General features: G+C 56.4%; 16 protein-coding genes. 11 read left to right on the top strand and 5 right to left on the bottom strand.

What is annotated here, in order from left to right:
* Window positions 1–247: 247 nt before the first annotated feature.
* On the bottom strand, window positions 248–817 hold the full coding sequence (locus VGC62_RS11055; RefSeq protein ID WP_331187119.1) for an antibiotic biosynthesis monooxygenase: 570 nt from the start codon (window positions 815–817) through the stop codon (window positions 248–250).
* A 213-nt stretch (window positions 818–1030) separates the two neighbouring features.
* Here VGC62_RS11055 and VGC62_RS11050 point away from each other — a divergent pair, with 213 nt between their 5' ends.
* A complete protein-coding gene (locus VGC62_RS11050) occupies window positions 1031–1981 on the top strand; it encodes a MerR family transcriptional regulator (protein WP_331187118.1) in 951 nt (316 codons plus the stop codon).
* Between the two features lie 84 nt (window positions 1982–2065).
* Here the strand turns inward: VGC62_RS11050 and VGC62_RS11045 are convergent, their stop codons facing one another.
* Both VGC62_RS11045 and VGC62_RS11040 read right to left on the bottom strand, forming a co-directional pair.
* Complete coding sequence (locus VGC62_RS11045) at window positions 2066–2671, bottom strand: hypothetical protein (RefSeq protein WP_331187117.1); 606 nt, start codon at window positions 2669–2671, stop codon at window positions 2066–2068.
* 73 nt (window positions 2672–2744) lie between these two features.
* Window positions 2745–3200 (bottom strand): PAS domain-containing protein, encoded by a 456-nt coding sequence (locus tag VGC62_RS11040; RefSeq protein ID WP_331187116.1) that lies wholly within the window; start codon window positions 3198–3200, stop codon window positions 2745–2747.
* A 100-nt stretch (window positions 3201–3300) separates the two neighbouring features.
* Between VGC62_RS11040 and VGC62_RS11035 the strand changes: the two genes are divergently transcribed.
* On the top strand, window positions 3301–3756 hold the full coding sequence (locus VGC62_RS11035; RefSeq protein ID WP_331187115.1) for a flavodoxin: 456 nt from the start codon (window positions 3301–3303) through the stop codon (window positions 3754–3756).
* A 24-nt stretch (window positions 3757–3780) separates the two neighbouring features.
* Here VGC62_RS11035 and VGC62_RS11030 read toward each other — a convergent pair whose 3' ends face one another.
* The gene (locus VGC62_RS11030; RefSeq protein WP_331187114.1) at window positions 3781–4653 is read right to left on the bottom strand and encodes a LysR family transcriptional regulator; all 873 of its coding nucleotides are present in this window, start codon (window positions 4651–4653) and stop codon (window positions 3781–3783) included.
* 136 nt (window positions 4654–4789) lie between these two features.
* Here VGC62_RS11030 and VGC62_RS11025 point away from each other — a divergent pair, with 136 nt between their 5' ends.
* The 5 genes from VGC62_RS11025 to VGC62_RS11005 all read left to right on the top strand — a co-directional run bounded on the left by VGC62_RS11025 (window position 4790) and on the right by VGC62_RS11005 (window position 8422).
* The gene (locus VGC62_RS11025; protein ID WP_331187113.1) at window positions 4790–5179 is read left to right on the top strand and encodes a CidA/LrgA family protein; all 390 of its coding nucleotides are present in this window, start codon (window positions 4790–4792) and stop codon (window positions 5177–5179) included.
* On the top strand, window positions 5176–5862 hold the full coding sequence (locus VGC62_RS11020) for an LrgB family protein (protein WP_331187112.1): 687 nt from the start codon (window positions 5176–5178) through the stop codon (window positions 5860–5862). Before VGC62_RS11025 ends, VGC62_RS11020 begins: the two co-directional genes overlap by 4 nt.
* Before the next feature lie 137 nt (window positions 5863–5999).
* Entirely contained in the window at window positions 6000–6806 is an 807-nt protein-coding gene (locus VGC62_RS11015) for a class II aldolase/adducin family protein (RefSeq protein ID WP_331187111.1), read from the top strand.
* The gene (locus VGC62_RS11010) at window positions 6806–7708 is read left to right on the top strand and encodes an alpha/beta hydrolase (protein ID WP_331187110.1); all 903 of its coding nucleotides are present in this window, start codon (window positions 6806–6808) and stop codon (window positions 7706–7708) included. The genes VGC62_RS11015 and VGC62_RS11010 overlap by 1 nt, the downstream gene beginning before the upstream one ends.
* A 183-nt stretch (window positions 7709–7891) precedes the next feature.
* Window positions 7892–8422 carry a hypothetical protein gene (locus tag VGC62_RS11005; protein ID WP_331187109.1) on the top strand — a complete coding sequence of 177 codons (531 nt, stop codon included), beginning with the start codon at window positions 7892–7894 and terminating at the stop codon, window positions 8420–8422.
* Window positions 8423–9235: 813 nt separating this feature from the next.
* On the opposite strand, the gene VGC62_RS11000 is transcribed toward VGC62_RS11005, so the two are convergent.
* Window positions 9236–10039, bottom strand: a complete 804-nt coding sequence (locus VGC62_RS11000; protein WP_331187108.1) for a SirB1 family protein — start codon at window positions 10037–10039, stop codon at window positions 9236–9238.
* 206 nt (window positions 10040–10245) lie between these two features.
* Between VGC62_RS11000 and VGC62_RS10995 the strand changes: the two genes are divergently transcribed.
* The 4 genes from VGC62_RS10995 (at window position 10246) to VGC62_RS10980 (ending at window position 14580) form a co-directional block, all read left to right on the top strand.
* Window positions 10246–11268: a Glu/Leu/Phe/Val dehydrogenase family protein gene (locus VGC62_RS10995; protein ID WP_331187107.1), complete on the top strand. Its 1023-nt coding sequence runs from the start codon at window positions 10246–10248 to the stop codon at window positions 11266–11268.
* Window positions 11269–11360: 92 nt separating this feature from the next.
* Window positions 11361–12461, top strand: a complete 1101-nt coding sequence (gene pdhA, locus VGC62_RS10990; RefSeq protein ID WP_331187106.1) for a pyruvate dehydrogenase (acetyl-transferring) E1 component subunit alpha — start codon at window positions 11361–11363, stop codon at window positions 12459–12461.
* Window positions 12451–13455 (top strand): alpha-ketoacid dehydrogenase subunit beta, encoded by a 1005-nt coding sequence (locus VGC62_RS10985; protein ID WP_331187105.1) that lies wholly within the window; start codon window positions 12451–12453, stop codon window positions 13453–13455. Before pdhA ends, VGC62_RS10985 begins: the two co-directional genes overlap by 11 nt.
* 18 nt (window positions 13456–13473) lie before the next feature.
* Window positions 13474–14580 (top strand): dihydrolipoamide acetyltransferase family protein, encoded by a 1107-nt coding sequence (locus tag VGC62_RS10980; protein WP_331187104.1) that lies wholly within the window; start codon window positions 13474–13476, stop codon window positions 14578–14580.
* Window positions 14581–14809 lie beyond the last annotated feature (229 nt).

Below are 14809 nucleotides of genomic sequence, written 5' to 3'. Positions count from 1 at the left end.
AATGGCGACGCTGAAGCGACAAGTGGGTTGCTTTCAATACGCCATCAAGCAGCAAATACCTGCGGCGAAGTTATACCAAGTGGGAGTAGGTGTACAACGGGGCGGGTAGCAAGCGTGTTAGGTATGCCATCAAGTGCGGGATGACACTTGGCCTGTAGGCGTTGCCGAAGGCTGCGATCTGGCGTGATAAGGCAGCGTTTTTCAGGGCTGATCATGGCCTTCGGAACTCAGTTTTTCGGCGAGGCGATCAACGAGTAGGTGCCGACTCAGCAGGCCGTGTCGGCGCTGGCGGCGTACTGTGCAGCCAGGACGCGAGTAAGTGTGTCGACAAGGGGATAAACCAGAACACCATCAGCGGCGTAAGGATCAGTGTGCTGATCATGATTCGCGGCAGCAACTCCAGTTGCCCCAGCAGTGGGCCCAGAACAAAGTTGAAGATCAGCGACACCGGGAAGAACGCCAGCCAGATCGCCACAGTCTGTTTCCAGCGCGGCGGGCGCTGACCCAGGGCGCCGAACCAGCCGTCGATACCCTTCACACGGTGTTCGGAAGGTGCGGCGAACAGCCCGCGGCCACGCACCAACCAGGAGCGCCGCGACGCAGAGTGCTCCCAGGCATGCATAGTGGCTTCGTCGGCGAAGCGGAAAATAATCTGGAATTCGTCATCGTTGGGCGGCGGGGCAAGCACACCTGAGCCCAGATAACCGGGGAAGTCTGTAGCAAGTTGTTCGCCTTCATGCAGCCAGGTCATCAGTTCCTGATAGCGGCCATGGGCGACGCGACGGGCAACCATCAGCGTGACGGGTGAGGTAGACATTGTGTATCTCCGATAAACGAGTGAGGTTCCCGGGTAGGGAAATCACATGGCGAACCGCCGGGGTGGTGGCGCTGCGTCAGCTTTGCTGGAAAAAGCAAGCAAGGATTATTCCTGAATCCCTTAGGAAAGCCAGAAGACTTTGTCGGGCCAGTCGCTTATATGCCGGACGGCGAAGGTACAATGCGTGCATTGCCTACGAGTGACACCAGATCTATGACCGAGCTCCTGAACCGCCATGCGGTCGCCGAAGCGCTGCAGCAGGAAGAACTGTTTCCGATCCGTGAAGTGTCGCGTCTGACTGGCATCAACCCGGTGACGCTCAGAGCATGGGAACGTCGCTATGGCTTGATTCAACCGACGCGTACCGAGAGTGGTCATCGTCTGTATTCACAGACTGACATCGACGATGTGCGCAGTATTCTCAGTTGGATTGAGCGCGGGGTTGCGGTCAGCAAGGTCGCAAAGATCCTCGCCAAGTCGCAGATCGCCCGGGCTGAAACTCAAGCCGTTCATGCCGACATCGCCACTGGCGAATGGGACGAGTGGCAGGTACAACTGCGACGTGCCGTCAATGACTTCGACGAGCGCCGTCTTGAACAGCTTTATGGTCAGATATTCTCCAGCTACCCGATCACGCAGGTGTTTCAGGACATCCTGATGCCGGTGTGGCGCGAATTTACTGTGCATCACGAACAATTCGGTCAGACCAGTGAGTGGCTGTTCCTCGACAGCTTCTTGCGTGGGCGGACGTTGCAGCGATTGCAGTTATCGAATGCGTTGACCGAGCGGCGCGTTGTGCTGACGGGGCTCCCGGGACAATGCCGAGAGCTTGAACTGTGGGTGGCGGGTTTGTTGATGAGCAACGCCGATACCGCAATTGTTACCTTGGCCCCAGGGCAGCCGCTTGAGGAACTGAGCCTGGTGTGCGGCAAAATGAAGCCCGATGCACTGGTGATTTTTTCCAACCATCCACCCACAGCTGATTTAGCCAGGCGGTTGATTCGTCTGGGGCTGGGTTTGTATTGTCCGTTGTTATTGGCCGGTGACGTGGCGGATCTGGCGCAGGAAAGTCTGGAAGGCTCGCCCATTGCGTGCCTTGGCAGCGACGCGGTCGTCATGCGACGGCGCTTGCAGCAGTTTTTGGCGGATCGGTTGGATTCATAGATGTAGCTGTAAGTTGCGAGCTTCAAGCGGGGTCGTGGTGGTTGTGCTTTTGGCTTACAGCTTGCAACTGCGCAGAACGCGCCCCTACAAATGCATCAACGGGTGGATCTTACGATGTTCCTGAAGGATGTACTGGCGCAGCCGCTCGGTGTCTTCTTTGCTGTTCTGACTCAAGCGATAGGCCGCAAGACCCTGCTCGGTCAGGCGTTCGAACGTGCCGCGCAGGGCAATGGGCGCGAGTCCCACAGGGGTGAACCAGGCTGAAAAATACTTCGGTGGTTTGGTCTGCTTGCGGATTTCCAGCAAGATACCTTTGAACGATATTTCGTGAACCCAGAGCGCGGTCAACGAGCCTTTTTCGGTTTCCAGTGCCACAGGTTCAGACAGCGTGAGGCGCCACGGACGAATTCGTGGGCCTTCTTCAAAAATGCTTGGAGCGCCTAGTTCAAGGTGCAGGGCATGGAATTCGTCTTCCACAAGATGCAGCGGAAAGGTCATCTGCTGGTTGTCGAATTGCGCTTGAATGGTGACCTGCTCGTGAGCCGCGAGTCGGGTCAACAGGTCTTGAATTTGCACGCCACCGTTTACCACAAGGCTGCGTGATTGATCGCGCAGATTGAGCTTGGGGTTGTGTTGCATGTTCTGGATAAAATCCAGCTCATCCTGGGTCAGGATAGTGTCGCGCTGCATAATCGAGCTCGATTAAACGGTTATTGAGAAAGCAGACAATAAATTCCGTGACAGGTTGCCGCCGTTCGTCAGTCTAGCCAATCTGTTCCTTCAGTTCGATAATTTCTGATCGAGCTTGCTCCAGTTCAGACTGCAGTTGGACAACCTTTTGTTGTGCCTCGACCTGCTCAGTAACGTCTTTTTGGATGCCGATGAAATACATGAGTTTCTCTGCGTCGTTAAACACGGGCGTAATTGACAGCTCATTCCAAAACTCTGTGCCGTCCTTGCGATAGTTTCGCAGCACCTGGCGACAGGGTTGGCTATTGGCAATGGCTTCGCGAATCACCTTGAGCCCGGTTTGCTGGCGGTCATCACCTTGTAGGAAACGGCAATCTTGATAAAGGATGTCGTCACAGGAGAACCCGGTCAGCTTTTCGAAAGCCTTGTTGGCGTAAATCAGAATGTTGTCATCGCCTTCTTGCTCGGCCACGACGATCCCATCGTTGGAAGCGTCGATCACTAACTGCAGCAGTTTTGCACTGATCATGAGGTTGTTTCCGAAGCAGGTGGCGAAGCTTGCATTCTAAGACATTGCGTCCTGGTGGGGCATAATGCCGGACGTTTTTACTCTGCCACAGGATTACACAATGAAAGTCGCCATCCTTTCGGGGTCAGTCTATGGTTCGGCCGAAGAAGTCGCCCGGCACGCCGAGACAATCATCAAGGCTGCTGGCCATGAGGTCTTGCACAACCCGCGTATCACTCTCGCTGAACTTCAGGCATTCGAGCCCCAAGCCTTTCTGGCCGTGACCTCGACCACTGGGATGGGTGAGCTTCCAGACAACATTCAGCCGATCTATTCGCACATCCGCGATGTCTTGCCTGCTGCCTGGCGTGGGCTGCCAGGTGGCGTGATCGGCTTGGGCGATGCCAGTTACGGCGACACTTTTTGCGCTGGCGGTGAGCAGATGCGCGAGTTGTTTGCCGAACTGGGTATCCGGGAAGTGCTTGATATGTTGCGCCTGGATGCCAGTGAAACGGTCACCCCAGAAAGTGACGCAGAACCTTGGCTCGCTGTCTTCGTCGGTCATCTCCAGGCCTGACTGGGCGCTCTGGCGCTGGCGTAATCATTCCCGTAGCAGCGCCAGCCATGCCTGCGCTGCGCTGGACAGGTAAGCGCCTTCGCGCCAGATGAACGCGATGTCCCAACGCAGCATGGCCGGTGCCTTCAACGTCATGTGTACCACGCCGGGCCTGACCAGTGCGCGGGCAACCACTTGGGGCAGTAACACCACGCCTTGTCCGGCCGCTGCCAGCGCCGCCAGGAAATCCGCCTGACCGCTGCGGCCGCCTTCCTTTGGTGTGAAACCAACCTGCTGGCAGGCCTGCAACAATCTGTCATTGAGCATAAAACTGCGTTGATAGAGCAGAAAGGGGGTGTCGGCCAATTGACTGAGTTCGATCTCCTTCAGGTGCGCCAACGGATGACTGGCTGGTAGCAGCGCGTCCAGTGGCTCGTCGCAAAAGGGCTGCCAGGCGAATACCGGATCGTCCGGCGTGAGGCCGCCGCCCAGTTCAACTTCGCCACTCATGACCGCTTGCTCAATCGCCCGGCTTCCACCCTCCAGCAAATGGATAGTCACGTTGGGATAACGCTTGCGGTATTCAGCGAACAGTTTGGCAAACAGCGTATCGCTGCCCAGCATTGGCAATCCGAGGCGCAATTCTCCTCGTGCCAGTTGGCTTAGATCATCCAACTCACGAACCAGGCTGCGGTGAAGCAGCAGCATTTCTTCCGCCCGTTGCTGGACGACCTTCCCGGCTGCGGTCAGCCTGATCTGTGAGCCCTGTCGATCAAGTAGCATGACCCCCAGGCTCTCTTCCAACTGCGCCACCTGTTTGCTGACCGCCGACTGGCTGACGTACAAGTTCTTCGCGGCGGCAGTGAAGCCGCCCTGGCGTATGACTTCTATAAAGGTGCGCAGCTGTTTGAATTCCATCGTTACGCGATCTCGAAAAAGTGTGAGGGCGATTCTGATCGTTGTCATTCCAGAATAGAATTGCTATGAGTCTAACAATTCGTTTTTGAGATGAATCGACTTTCTTTAGACTGCATTCAAAGAGGGGCGAAAGACGATGAAACGTTTGCAATACCTTGCTCGATTAGTGCTGGAGCTGCTCGCTCTACTGGCGATTTATCAGCTCGGCTGCGAAATCGCGATGTGGTTCAACTGGCCGATTCCCGGTGGAGTGATCGGTCTTGCGCTTTTGCTGCTGGCTTTTGCGTCCGGTTTGATCAAGCCGGCGTCATTACAATTGGCGTCCAGTTTGCTGGTCGCGGAAATGCTGCTGTTCTTCATTCCTCCATTGATGAGTTTGCTCGATTACGGCGCGCTGGTACGTCATGACGGTTGGCGAATCATGTTGGTGATCGGCCTGAGCACGTTCACCGTCATGCTGGTCACAGCGTTTACCGTGGAGACAGTCTGTCGCTGGAAAGAGCGGCCCAAGGAGGGCAGATCATGAAATTTGAACCCATGCCGGTGTTCTGGCTGCTGTTGACTGTCCTGACGTACCTGTTGAGTCGCTGGGCCTACCGTCGCACTGGCCGTTATGTTCTTTCACCATTGATTCTGGTGCCCGCCGTATTGCTGTTAGTGGCCGTACCTTTGCATACCGCCTACGCCGAGTACTCAACCAACACCCATTGGCTGATGCTGCTGTTAGGGCCGGTCACCGTTGCTTTCGCCGTGCCTATTTGGCAACAGCGGGCGTTGCTGAGTCGTCACTGGCCCGCGCTGCTGATTGGTATGCTCGCGGGTAGCGCAGCCTCGATTGGCAGTTCGTTTGGACTTTCCAAAGCGTTGGCGCTGGACCCTTCAGTGGTACTTTCTTTGGTACCCCGTTCGATCACCACGCCATTTGCCATGCCGCTGGCGCATGATCTGGGCGGTGTACCTGAACTCACTGCTGTGTTCGTGATGTGTACCGGTGTTTTCGGTGCGGCATTGGGCGGGGTGCTGTTGAAATGGTTGCCGCTGCGTTCGGCATTGGCGCGCGGCGCGTTGTTGGGGGTGGGGGCTCACGGTGCCGGGGTCAGTCGCGCGCGCGAAGTGGGCGGCGAAGAAGGTTCAGTGGCCGGATTGGTCATGGTCCTTACCGGTTTGCTCAACCTGTTTGCTGCGCCATTGCTTGTGTACTTACTCTGAGACCGTCGTCCCAGAGCCATTTCCCTACGACTGACCCGGCAAGCCATTAACGTGGCTGCGAAGGCGACTAGCGGCGATGTCTTCGCTGGCTAGACTGCTCAACCTTAGAGCAAGAAAATCGCCGAGGAGCTGCCATCATGAATATTGCCCGGGTGCTGCAGAACGCAGAGGCCTCCGTCAGTGCCGAACACAACGTGAAGGATCAGGTCAGCGCCGCGGAGTGGCAAACACGCGTGGATTTGGCTGCATGCTATCGATTGGTCGCCATGCATGGCTGGGACGATCTGATCTTCACCCACATTTCGGCCAAGGTGCCTGGCACAGAAGACTTTCTGATCAACCCGTTCGGGCTGATGTTTCATGAGATCACCGCGTCCAGCCTGGTCAAGGTCGATCAGTCCGGCAAAAAATTGATGGACAGCCCCTACGATATCAATCCGGCCGGCTACACCATTCACAGTGCCGTGCATGAAGTGCGTCACGACGTGACCTGCGTCCTGCACACGCACACTGCTGCGGGTGTGGCGGTTTCGGCGCAGAAGCAGGGGGTGTTGCCCATCAGCCAGCAGTCGTTGTTCGTCCTTTCGAGTCTTGCCTATCACGCGTATGAAGGCGTCGCGCTGAATCACGAAGAGAAAGCCCGCTTGCAGGCAGACTTGGGCACTCACAACTTTTTGATGCTCAACAACCATGGACTGCTGACCTGTGGCGGCACCATTGCTGACACTTTCCTGATGATGTTCACCTTCCAGCGAGCCTGTGAAATCCAAGTGCTGGCGCAAGGCGCAGGGGCTGAGCTGATCCCTATTGGCGGACCGATTCTGGCGGGCGCAAAAGCAATGATTGCAGGCGTGACACGCAGTGCAGAAGGCTTGGGCGGTCTGCTCGCGTGGCCGGCGCTGCTGCGCAAACTCGATCAATGTTCTCCAGGCTACGCAGCGTAATGAGAATCGCCGAAATCCCATTGTCGGTATGGCGCAAGCGCGGGCACGAGTTGGTGTTTCGCGGGCAGACCATTCGTTATTGGGTGGCCGGGCAGGGCGAGCCATTGCTATTGATTCATGGCTTCCCAACGGCGAGCTGGGACTGGAATTATCTGTGGCAACCCCTGGCGCAGCGGTATCGGGTGATCGCCTGCGACATGCTCGGTTTTGGCGATTCGGCCAAACCGCGTGATCATAAGTACAGCCTTGTGGAGCAGGCCGATTTGCAACAAGCGTTGTTGGCGCACTTGCAGATTGACCAGCCGGTGCATGTGCTGGCTCATGATTATGGCGACAGCGTGGCGCAGGAGTTGTTGGCGCGACATTGTGAACAGACCTTTGAGCTCGCCAGTTGCGTGTTCCTCAACGGCGGCCTGTTCCCGGAAACCCACCGCGCCTTGTTTATTCAAAAGCTGCTCCTCAGCCCGGTTGGCTGGATGATTGGCCGAGTATTTGATCGTGCCAGCCTGGACAAGGATTTCAGCCGTATCTTCGGTGTCGATACGCGTCCCAGTGAGAGTGAACTGGATGACTTCTGGAGCCTGATCGCGGCCAACAGTGGCCCGCGAATCCTCCACCGCCTGATCAATTACATCCCGGAGCGTATCCAGCAGCGTGAACGCTGGGTGTCGGCGATGCAGCAAAATCAGGTGCCGCTCAAGCTTATCAACGGCGCCGCCGACCCTGTGTCTGGTTCGCACATGGTCCAGCGCTACAGCGAGCTGATCCCCAACCCTGATACCGTTCTGCTTCACGGCATCGGACGTTATCCGCATACCGAGGCGCCAGTGCTTCTATTGCGACACTACAGCGCTTTTCGTGCGTCTCTGGGTGCCTGTCGCGAACTGGTTGCTGCCTCCTGAAGCAGTGTTTGAACACTCATCCAACCCTTTGCATAAAGTTGGCATTTTTGTAGGAGAATTATTTTTCTTCATGTAGGGCTTGTCTCTTTCGTACTGATATCGCCTGGTTTGAACGGGGTCCTCGTCAAGATCTTCTGCGTCTCTCCGATAGCGGGGATACAGCGCAAAATCATGAGGGATCACATGAACCAGAATCATCTGCAAATTCAGCAGCGGCTCAGTACGTATGGCGATAAACTGGATCGGCGCTTTATAACCGATTCGGGCTATACAGTTCAGGAAGAAAGCGTCAAGCAGAAAATGCGGCAATATTGGGCAGACGACAGCATTTCCAACGGTACCAAGCTCAAAGGGTTTGATATGGATTTGACGGGGTTCGATCCGCGGAAGACGACGAATAGAGAGCTAAGAGAGATTGCGGGGCGGCTGGCTGATTTAGGGTTGATTGATTACGCAACGGCAGGCGGACTGAGTGGTATCGATCTTGAGTTTGACGCAGACGGAAACGAAATAAGCCAGGACAAGGTGGTAGATGCTTTTGCTTTTTTTCAGAGAAACCTGGAAGTTCTTCAGAAAAAAATTAAGGAAGGGCATGATTATGCAAGAGATACGGTCACTAAATTCAATACAGATATATCTGTAATGCTTGCACTTGAGGAGTTCGCAAAGTCATCTCGAAATCGGGGCGGCGCGCTGGTTAATATCAAAGCTTAAAAGACTAAAGCCTGAGCAAGCAAAAGCAAGCTCAGGCATGTTTAGTAAAGATGAACCGAAAAGCTGCTTCGGTAGCGCGCAGGATTTCTTCCTTTTGTGTTATCCAGCACCACTCGAAACTGGCCGTTGCCGTATCTTGCGAGTGCATATATATGTTCATTGTTCATCTCCATGATTTTCGAATGATTAGCCGGGACAAATGCTTTTCTGCGTTCGTTCGGTAAGGCATGGTTAATCACAAGTCTATGTAGGAGTATTGCTAATAATATAGTGGGAAATTTCTTATTTTGATTGTCTCTTAAAATTTTCCCGGATGATTTTTGTAGAAAATTCAGCGTGATGTCGTATCGATGTCGGTGCTGCCGTCAGAATTCAGGCAAAAAAAAGCCACTACAATCGTAGTGGCTTAAACAAAACGTTGAATTCAGGAGCTTCAAAATCAACGTCGAGGGAACAGAGCCGATAATAGACCGGAGAGGTAATTTGAAACAGCACAGGTTTTGACATGCTCTGTTACTCGTTGCGCAACAATCCTGTTGCTCATCTGTCATGGGTATGAGTTTTGTTCCAGTAAAAAGCTTAATTCGTGCTTCATATCTTCTTGCTGAAATCGTCATTGGCAGGTAGGCATTTAATACATATAGATTGAATAATCCATACCGTCGTGACGATTATATTAGCTACTTTTTTTGACCGTCCATGAAGGTTACCGTCGGGCGGGATGCTAGACGGATAGGGCGGTCGTTACCTCGAAGATTAATAGGTATCCAGAAAACAGCGCACGCCTGAACCGCGAGCAATTCCGAGTTTTGCCTAGTGAAGCGCGTGTCCAGAAGGCAGTGTTCTGATTCTCTGTTCCAAGCGCAATCTCTGCACCGGATCATCGCTCAATAACAACGCATGCTCCAGGTCGAAACGTTCGGCCTGGGGGCATTCAAGAGCCTGATAAAGACTCGCGCGGACCAGGTAATCGGTGGTGTTGCCCACGCCGAGTTCCAGCACCCTATTTGCATCTTTGAGTGAGGCCAGCAAATCGTCGTTGATCTGATGCAAATGCCGCAGGTTGCGCGACAGGCGTTGCAGTATGGCTTGGGCGCTGGCGGTGCGCATGTGTTCGGCCTTGAGTTGCATATCCGGGCCAAACTGGCGTATTAGCAGTTCTCTGCAATCTCTGGGATACAACCTGCGACCACCGCATGAGTCGAGCAAATGGTCGGCACCGGGGACACGCAGCAAAAAATGCCCTGGGAAGTTAACGCCCTCCAATGGGATCTCTAGGCGCCGGGCGATTTCCAGGCTGATGATCGCCAACGCCAATGGTTGCCCGCGACGGCGCTGCACCACCTTGTGCAATAACGCCGAATGGGGTTTTGGATGCGCCACATCGTCCTGCTGGAATCCGAGTGTCGCTAATTGTCGCAGCATCGGCTGTGCAAGCTCTGCGGCGGGCAGCATTGGCAGTGCTGAACTGATCTTACGGGTGAGTTCGTCTATTTCGTCCAGGGTCTGATTCGGCACGCATCCGGCGTCGTGTTCGACGGCTATCCAAAGACCCGCTTCGAACACCGAGGGTGGTGTACGTTGCAGGCAAGCAAGGCACTGGCTACGTGGGTTCATCGACTTCTCCAGCGGGATCAGGCGGCCGCACATTAATCATCCCATGGCTTGTTGTAGCCCCTCTGCTACGTGTCGTCCAGTGTCGATTCGGCAGCTATTGATTAAGCCTCTTGCCCTACGCCATCTCGTCGCCACGTGCCGCAGCGCCCCGTCATTTCCTGCGGCAGCGCCTATACTCGCAATACAAAAAATAGGGAGTACGGTCAATGTTCTCTCTCATGCAAAGTTCACGCGTCCAGTCGCTGCACATGATCGTTGATTCACCCACTTGTCTTAAGGCAGTGATCGCGATCCACAGTAGCCAAAAGGGACCAGCGCTTGGCGGCTGTCGTTACATTTCCTATCCAAATGAGCATAGTGCTATAGAAGATGCTATCCAATTGGCTAGAATTATGAGCTACAAGGCTGTTCTGGCTGGCCTGTCGCTGGGCGGTGGTACAGCGGTCATCCTGCGTCCCGCTCATGTGCCAGATCGTTCTGCCTTGTTCGAATCATTCGGACGTTTCGTTCAGACGCTCGATGGGCGTTACATCACTGCCATCGACAGCGGCACCTCCAGCGAAGACATGGATTGCATCGCCCAGTACACCCAGCACGTCACCAGTACCACCGAAGTAGGCGATCCTTCGCCGCACACCGCAATGGGCCTTTATGCCGGTATTCGCACGACGGCCATGGCGCGTTTGGGCAGTGAAAATCTTGAGGGCTTGCGGGTGGCCATTCAAGGCCTTGGTCATGTGGGTTATGCGTTAGCTGAACAGTTGCATGCCGCAGGCGCCGAATTGTTGGTCAGTGATCTGGACAGTGGCAAAGTTCAATTGGCCATGGAGCAGTTCGGCGCCAAACCTGTCGCCACCGAAGCCTTGCTCAGCACGCCCTGTGACATTCTCGCGCCTTGCGGCCTGGGTGGCATTCTCAACAGCCATAGCGTGACCAAATTACGTTGCGCTGCGGTGGCGGGCGGGGCGAATAATCAACTGAGTTGCCCGGCGATTGCTGATCAGTTGGAGGCGCGCGGCATCCTGTACGCGCCCGATTACGTCATTAACGCGGGGGGCCTGATTTATGTCGCCCTTCAACATCAAGGAGAAACCCTACAGACAATCACTTCTCATCTTGCCCAGATCGGGGAACGACTGACTGAAGTATTCGCCCACGCACAGGCAGAGAAGCGCTCACCCGCGCGAGTTGCCGATGAGTTGGCAGAGCGTCTGTTGAATATCGAATAAACGCCTCACCGGCGTTGTTCGCGTGACCTCGCAGCCACAAGCCGCGAGCCTTGACCATCACACGATCTACCCTCGTGTGTAAGGAGTGTGCAATGTCCAATAACAAGACCAAACTTGCGTACACCCGTTATCTCGCTCCCGACGGTCGCCTGACCGGAGCGCTTCCCCCTTGGGCCGATGACTTCAATCTCCTTACTCGTCTTTACCGGCAGATGGTTCTGACCCGGCTGTTCGACCAGAAAGCCGTCGCCCTTCAGCGCACCGGACGCATCGGCACCTACGCGCCGACGTTGGGGCAAGAAGCTATCGGCGTTGCGATTGGTAGCCTGATGCAGTCCGAAGACGTGTTGATTCCCTATTACCGCGACACCGCCGTGCAATTGATGCGTGGCGTGCGCATGGAGGAAATCCTTCTTTACTGGGGCGGCGATGAGCGCGGCAGTGATTACGCCGAGCCAGCCGTGGCGCAGGATTTTCCATTGTGCGTGCCCATCGCCACGCAAGCGCTGCATGCCTGCGGCGTGGCCAGTGCGTTCAAGATTCGCGGCGAGCATCGCGTTGCCGTGACAACCTGCGGCGACGGCGCCACCAGCAAAGGCGATTTCCTTGAAGCGCTGAACGTTGCGGGCGCCTGGCAGTTGCCGGTGGTGTTCGTGATCAACAACAACCAATGGGCTATTTCTGTGCCCCGGCGCCTTCAGTGCGGCGCACCGACCTTGGCGCAGAAGGCCATCGGCGCGGGCTTCCATGGCGAGCAGGTCGATGGCAACGACATCATCGCGGTCTACGACCGCATGCAGATCGCCCTCGAACGCGCGCGCAAAGGCAAAGGCCCGGTGTTACTGGAATGCCTCAGTTATCGATTGGGCGATCACACCACTGCAGATGACGCCACGCGTTACCGCTCAGCCGAAGAGGTCAAGCAAGCCTGGCAAGAAGAGCCGATCAAACGCCTTCAAACGTTCATGGCCGGTCAGGGCGTGTGGGACGAACAGCGCGAACAGGCGCTGATTGCTGAATGCCAAGGCCGGGTGCAGCAGTCTGTGGATAACTTCGACAGCGCAGGTAATCAAGACCCAGAGTCGGTGATCGATCACGTTTATGCCAAATGGCCTGCCCCCTTGGCGGACCAGCGCGAATGGTTCCTTGAGCGCGTCGCTCGTCGTCATGGGGGTGAACATCATGGTGAATGAGTCCGCTGTCACCGATAAAAAACTCACCCTGTTGGACGCCGTGAACCTGGCGATGCACCGCGCCATGAGTGAGGACGAAAACGTTGTGGTGCTGGGCGAGGACGTGGGCGTTAACGGTGGAGTATTTCGTGCCACACAGGGTCTGCGCGAGACCTTTGGCTTCAAGCGAGTGATCGACTCTCCGCTGGCGGAAACCATGCTCGGAGGGCTGGTGGTCGGCATGGCCGCGCAAGGGCTAAAGCCCGTGGTGGAAATCCAGTTCATGGGCTTCATCTATGCCGCGATGGAGCACCTGGTGTCCCACGCGGCGCGAATGCGTAATCGCACACGCGGGCGCTTGAGTTGCCCGATGGTCATGCGCACACCGATGGGCGCCGGGATTCGCGCGCCGGAGCACCACAGCGAAAGCACCGAAGCGATGTTCGCCCATGTGCCGGGCTTGCGCGTGATCATTCCCTCGTCGCCCGCGCGCGCATACGGCTTGCTGCTGGCAGCCATCGATGATCCCGATCCGGTGATTTTCCTGGAGCCGACGCGGCTGTACCGCATGAACCCGCAGCGGCTGGTCGATGATGGCAAGCGTCTGCCGCTGGACAGTTGTTTCACCCTGCGCGAAGGCCGCGACATTACCCTGATCAGTTGGGGCGCCAGCGTGCATGAAACCCTGCAAGCGGCGAATGCATTGGCCGAGCAGGGGGTGTCGGCGGAAGTCATTGATGTGGCCTGCGTCAAACCGCTGGATCTGGACACACTGCAAGCCTCGGTGCGCAAGACCGGACGTTGCGTGATCGTGCATGAGGCGCCGCGTTCCGGTGGCTTGGGCGGGGAAATCGCTGCCAGCCTCTACGAGTGGGTGTTTCTTGATTTGCAGGCGCCGATTCAGCGCGTCACCGCGCCGGACATTCCGCCGCCGTTATACCGGCTTGAACAGCTATACATCCCCAGCGTCGAAGACATTCTTCACGCGTGCGACCAAGTGCTGCATTTCAGCTGAGGCCCGAGGAGGCTTGCGATGAAATATTTCAAACTGCCCGATCTGGGCGAAGGTTTGCAGGAAGCGGAAATTGTCGAGTGGCACGTCAAGGCGGGGGATACGGTGAAGGCCGACCAATTGCTGGTCTCGGTGGAAACCGCCAAAGCGCTTGTCGATATTCCTGCGCCACACGACGGCGTGGTGGCGAAAGTCTTCGGTGGCGATGGCGACATTCTGCACGTGGGTGAGCCGTTGATGGCGTTTGAGGGTGAGGGCGATGCTGGCACCGTAGTCGGGCGGCTGGAAGGCGGGGTGAGCAGCCAGGACGATCAGTTTTTTGTCGGTGCCGCGCCTTCAACCCGTGAACACCTTGCGACTCGCGCGACACCAGCGGTCAGGCAGTTGGCACGACAGATGGGTGTGGGTTTGAACACGCTGAGTGGTTCAGGCCACGATGGCCTGATCACCCGCGAGGATGTGCAGGCAGCCTCGCAAGCCGAGCGCGATAAATTCGGCGGCGAGAAACTTCGGGGCGTGCGACGCAGCATGGCGATCAATATGACCAAATCCCATGCCGAAGTGGTGCCAGTGACGATCTTCGGCGATGCCGACCTGCATCGCTGGGGCGTAGCGCGTGATCCGCTGATTCGCATTGGCAAGGCCATGGCGTCCGCGTGCAAGGTCGAGCCTGTGCTGAACAGTTGGTTCGACGGCAAGTCGTTGTCGATCAAGCACCATGACACCCTTGATCTCGGTATCGCCGTGGATACGCCGGACGGTTTGTTCGTGCCAGTCTTGCGCGATATAGGGCATCGCGAGTCGGCGGACTTGAAAGAGGGGCTGAGCAGGCTGCGTGCAGATGTCAAAGCCCGCTCGATTCCGCCTCGGGAAATGATGGGCGCGACCATCACACTGTCCAACTTCGGCACCCTGTTCGGTCGGTACGCCAACCCGGTCGTGGTGCCGCCGCAAGTGGCGATCATCGGTGCTGGAGGCATTCGTGAAGAACCGGTGGCAGTGGACGGACAGGTGGTCGTGCATCCGATTCTGCCGCTCTCCCTGACTTTCGATCATCGAGCCGTAACGGGAGGTGAAGCCGCCAGGTTTTTCAAGGCGTTGGTCGATGAGCTAGAGAAACCGGAATGACCGACACATTACTGAGCCAACTTGTTGGCGAGAGGCCTTTACCCGGTGGGCCTGAAACACTGCCTCGCGAACAAGTTCGCTCCTACAGTTGATCAACCGCCTCATTGGAGACATCCGTCAACGGCGCGCGGCGGCGGATGAGTAGCGGCGGATAATTGTGGTCGAGGCCGCAGAGGCGCAGATCAGTCTGTAGGAGCCAACTTGTTGGCGAGAGGCCTTTACGCGGTGC

The organism is Pseudomonas sp., assembly GCF_036404235.1.
Lineage (GTDB): Bacteria > Pseudomonadota > Gammaproteobacteria > Pseudomonadales > Pseudomonadaceae > Aquipseudomonas.
This window is presented reverse-complemented; position numbering and strand designations above follow the sequence as displayed.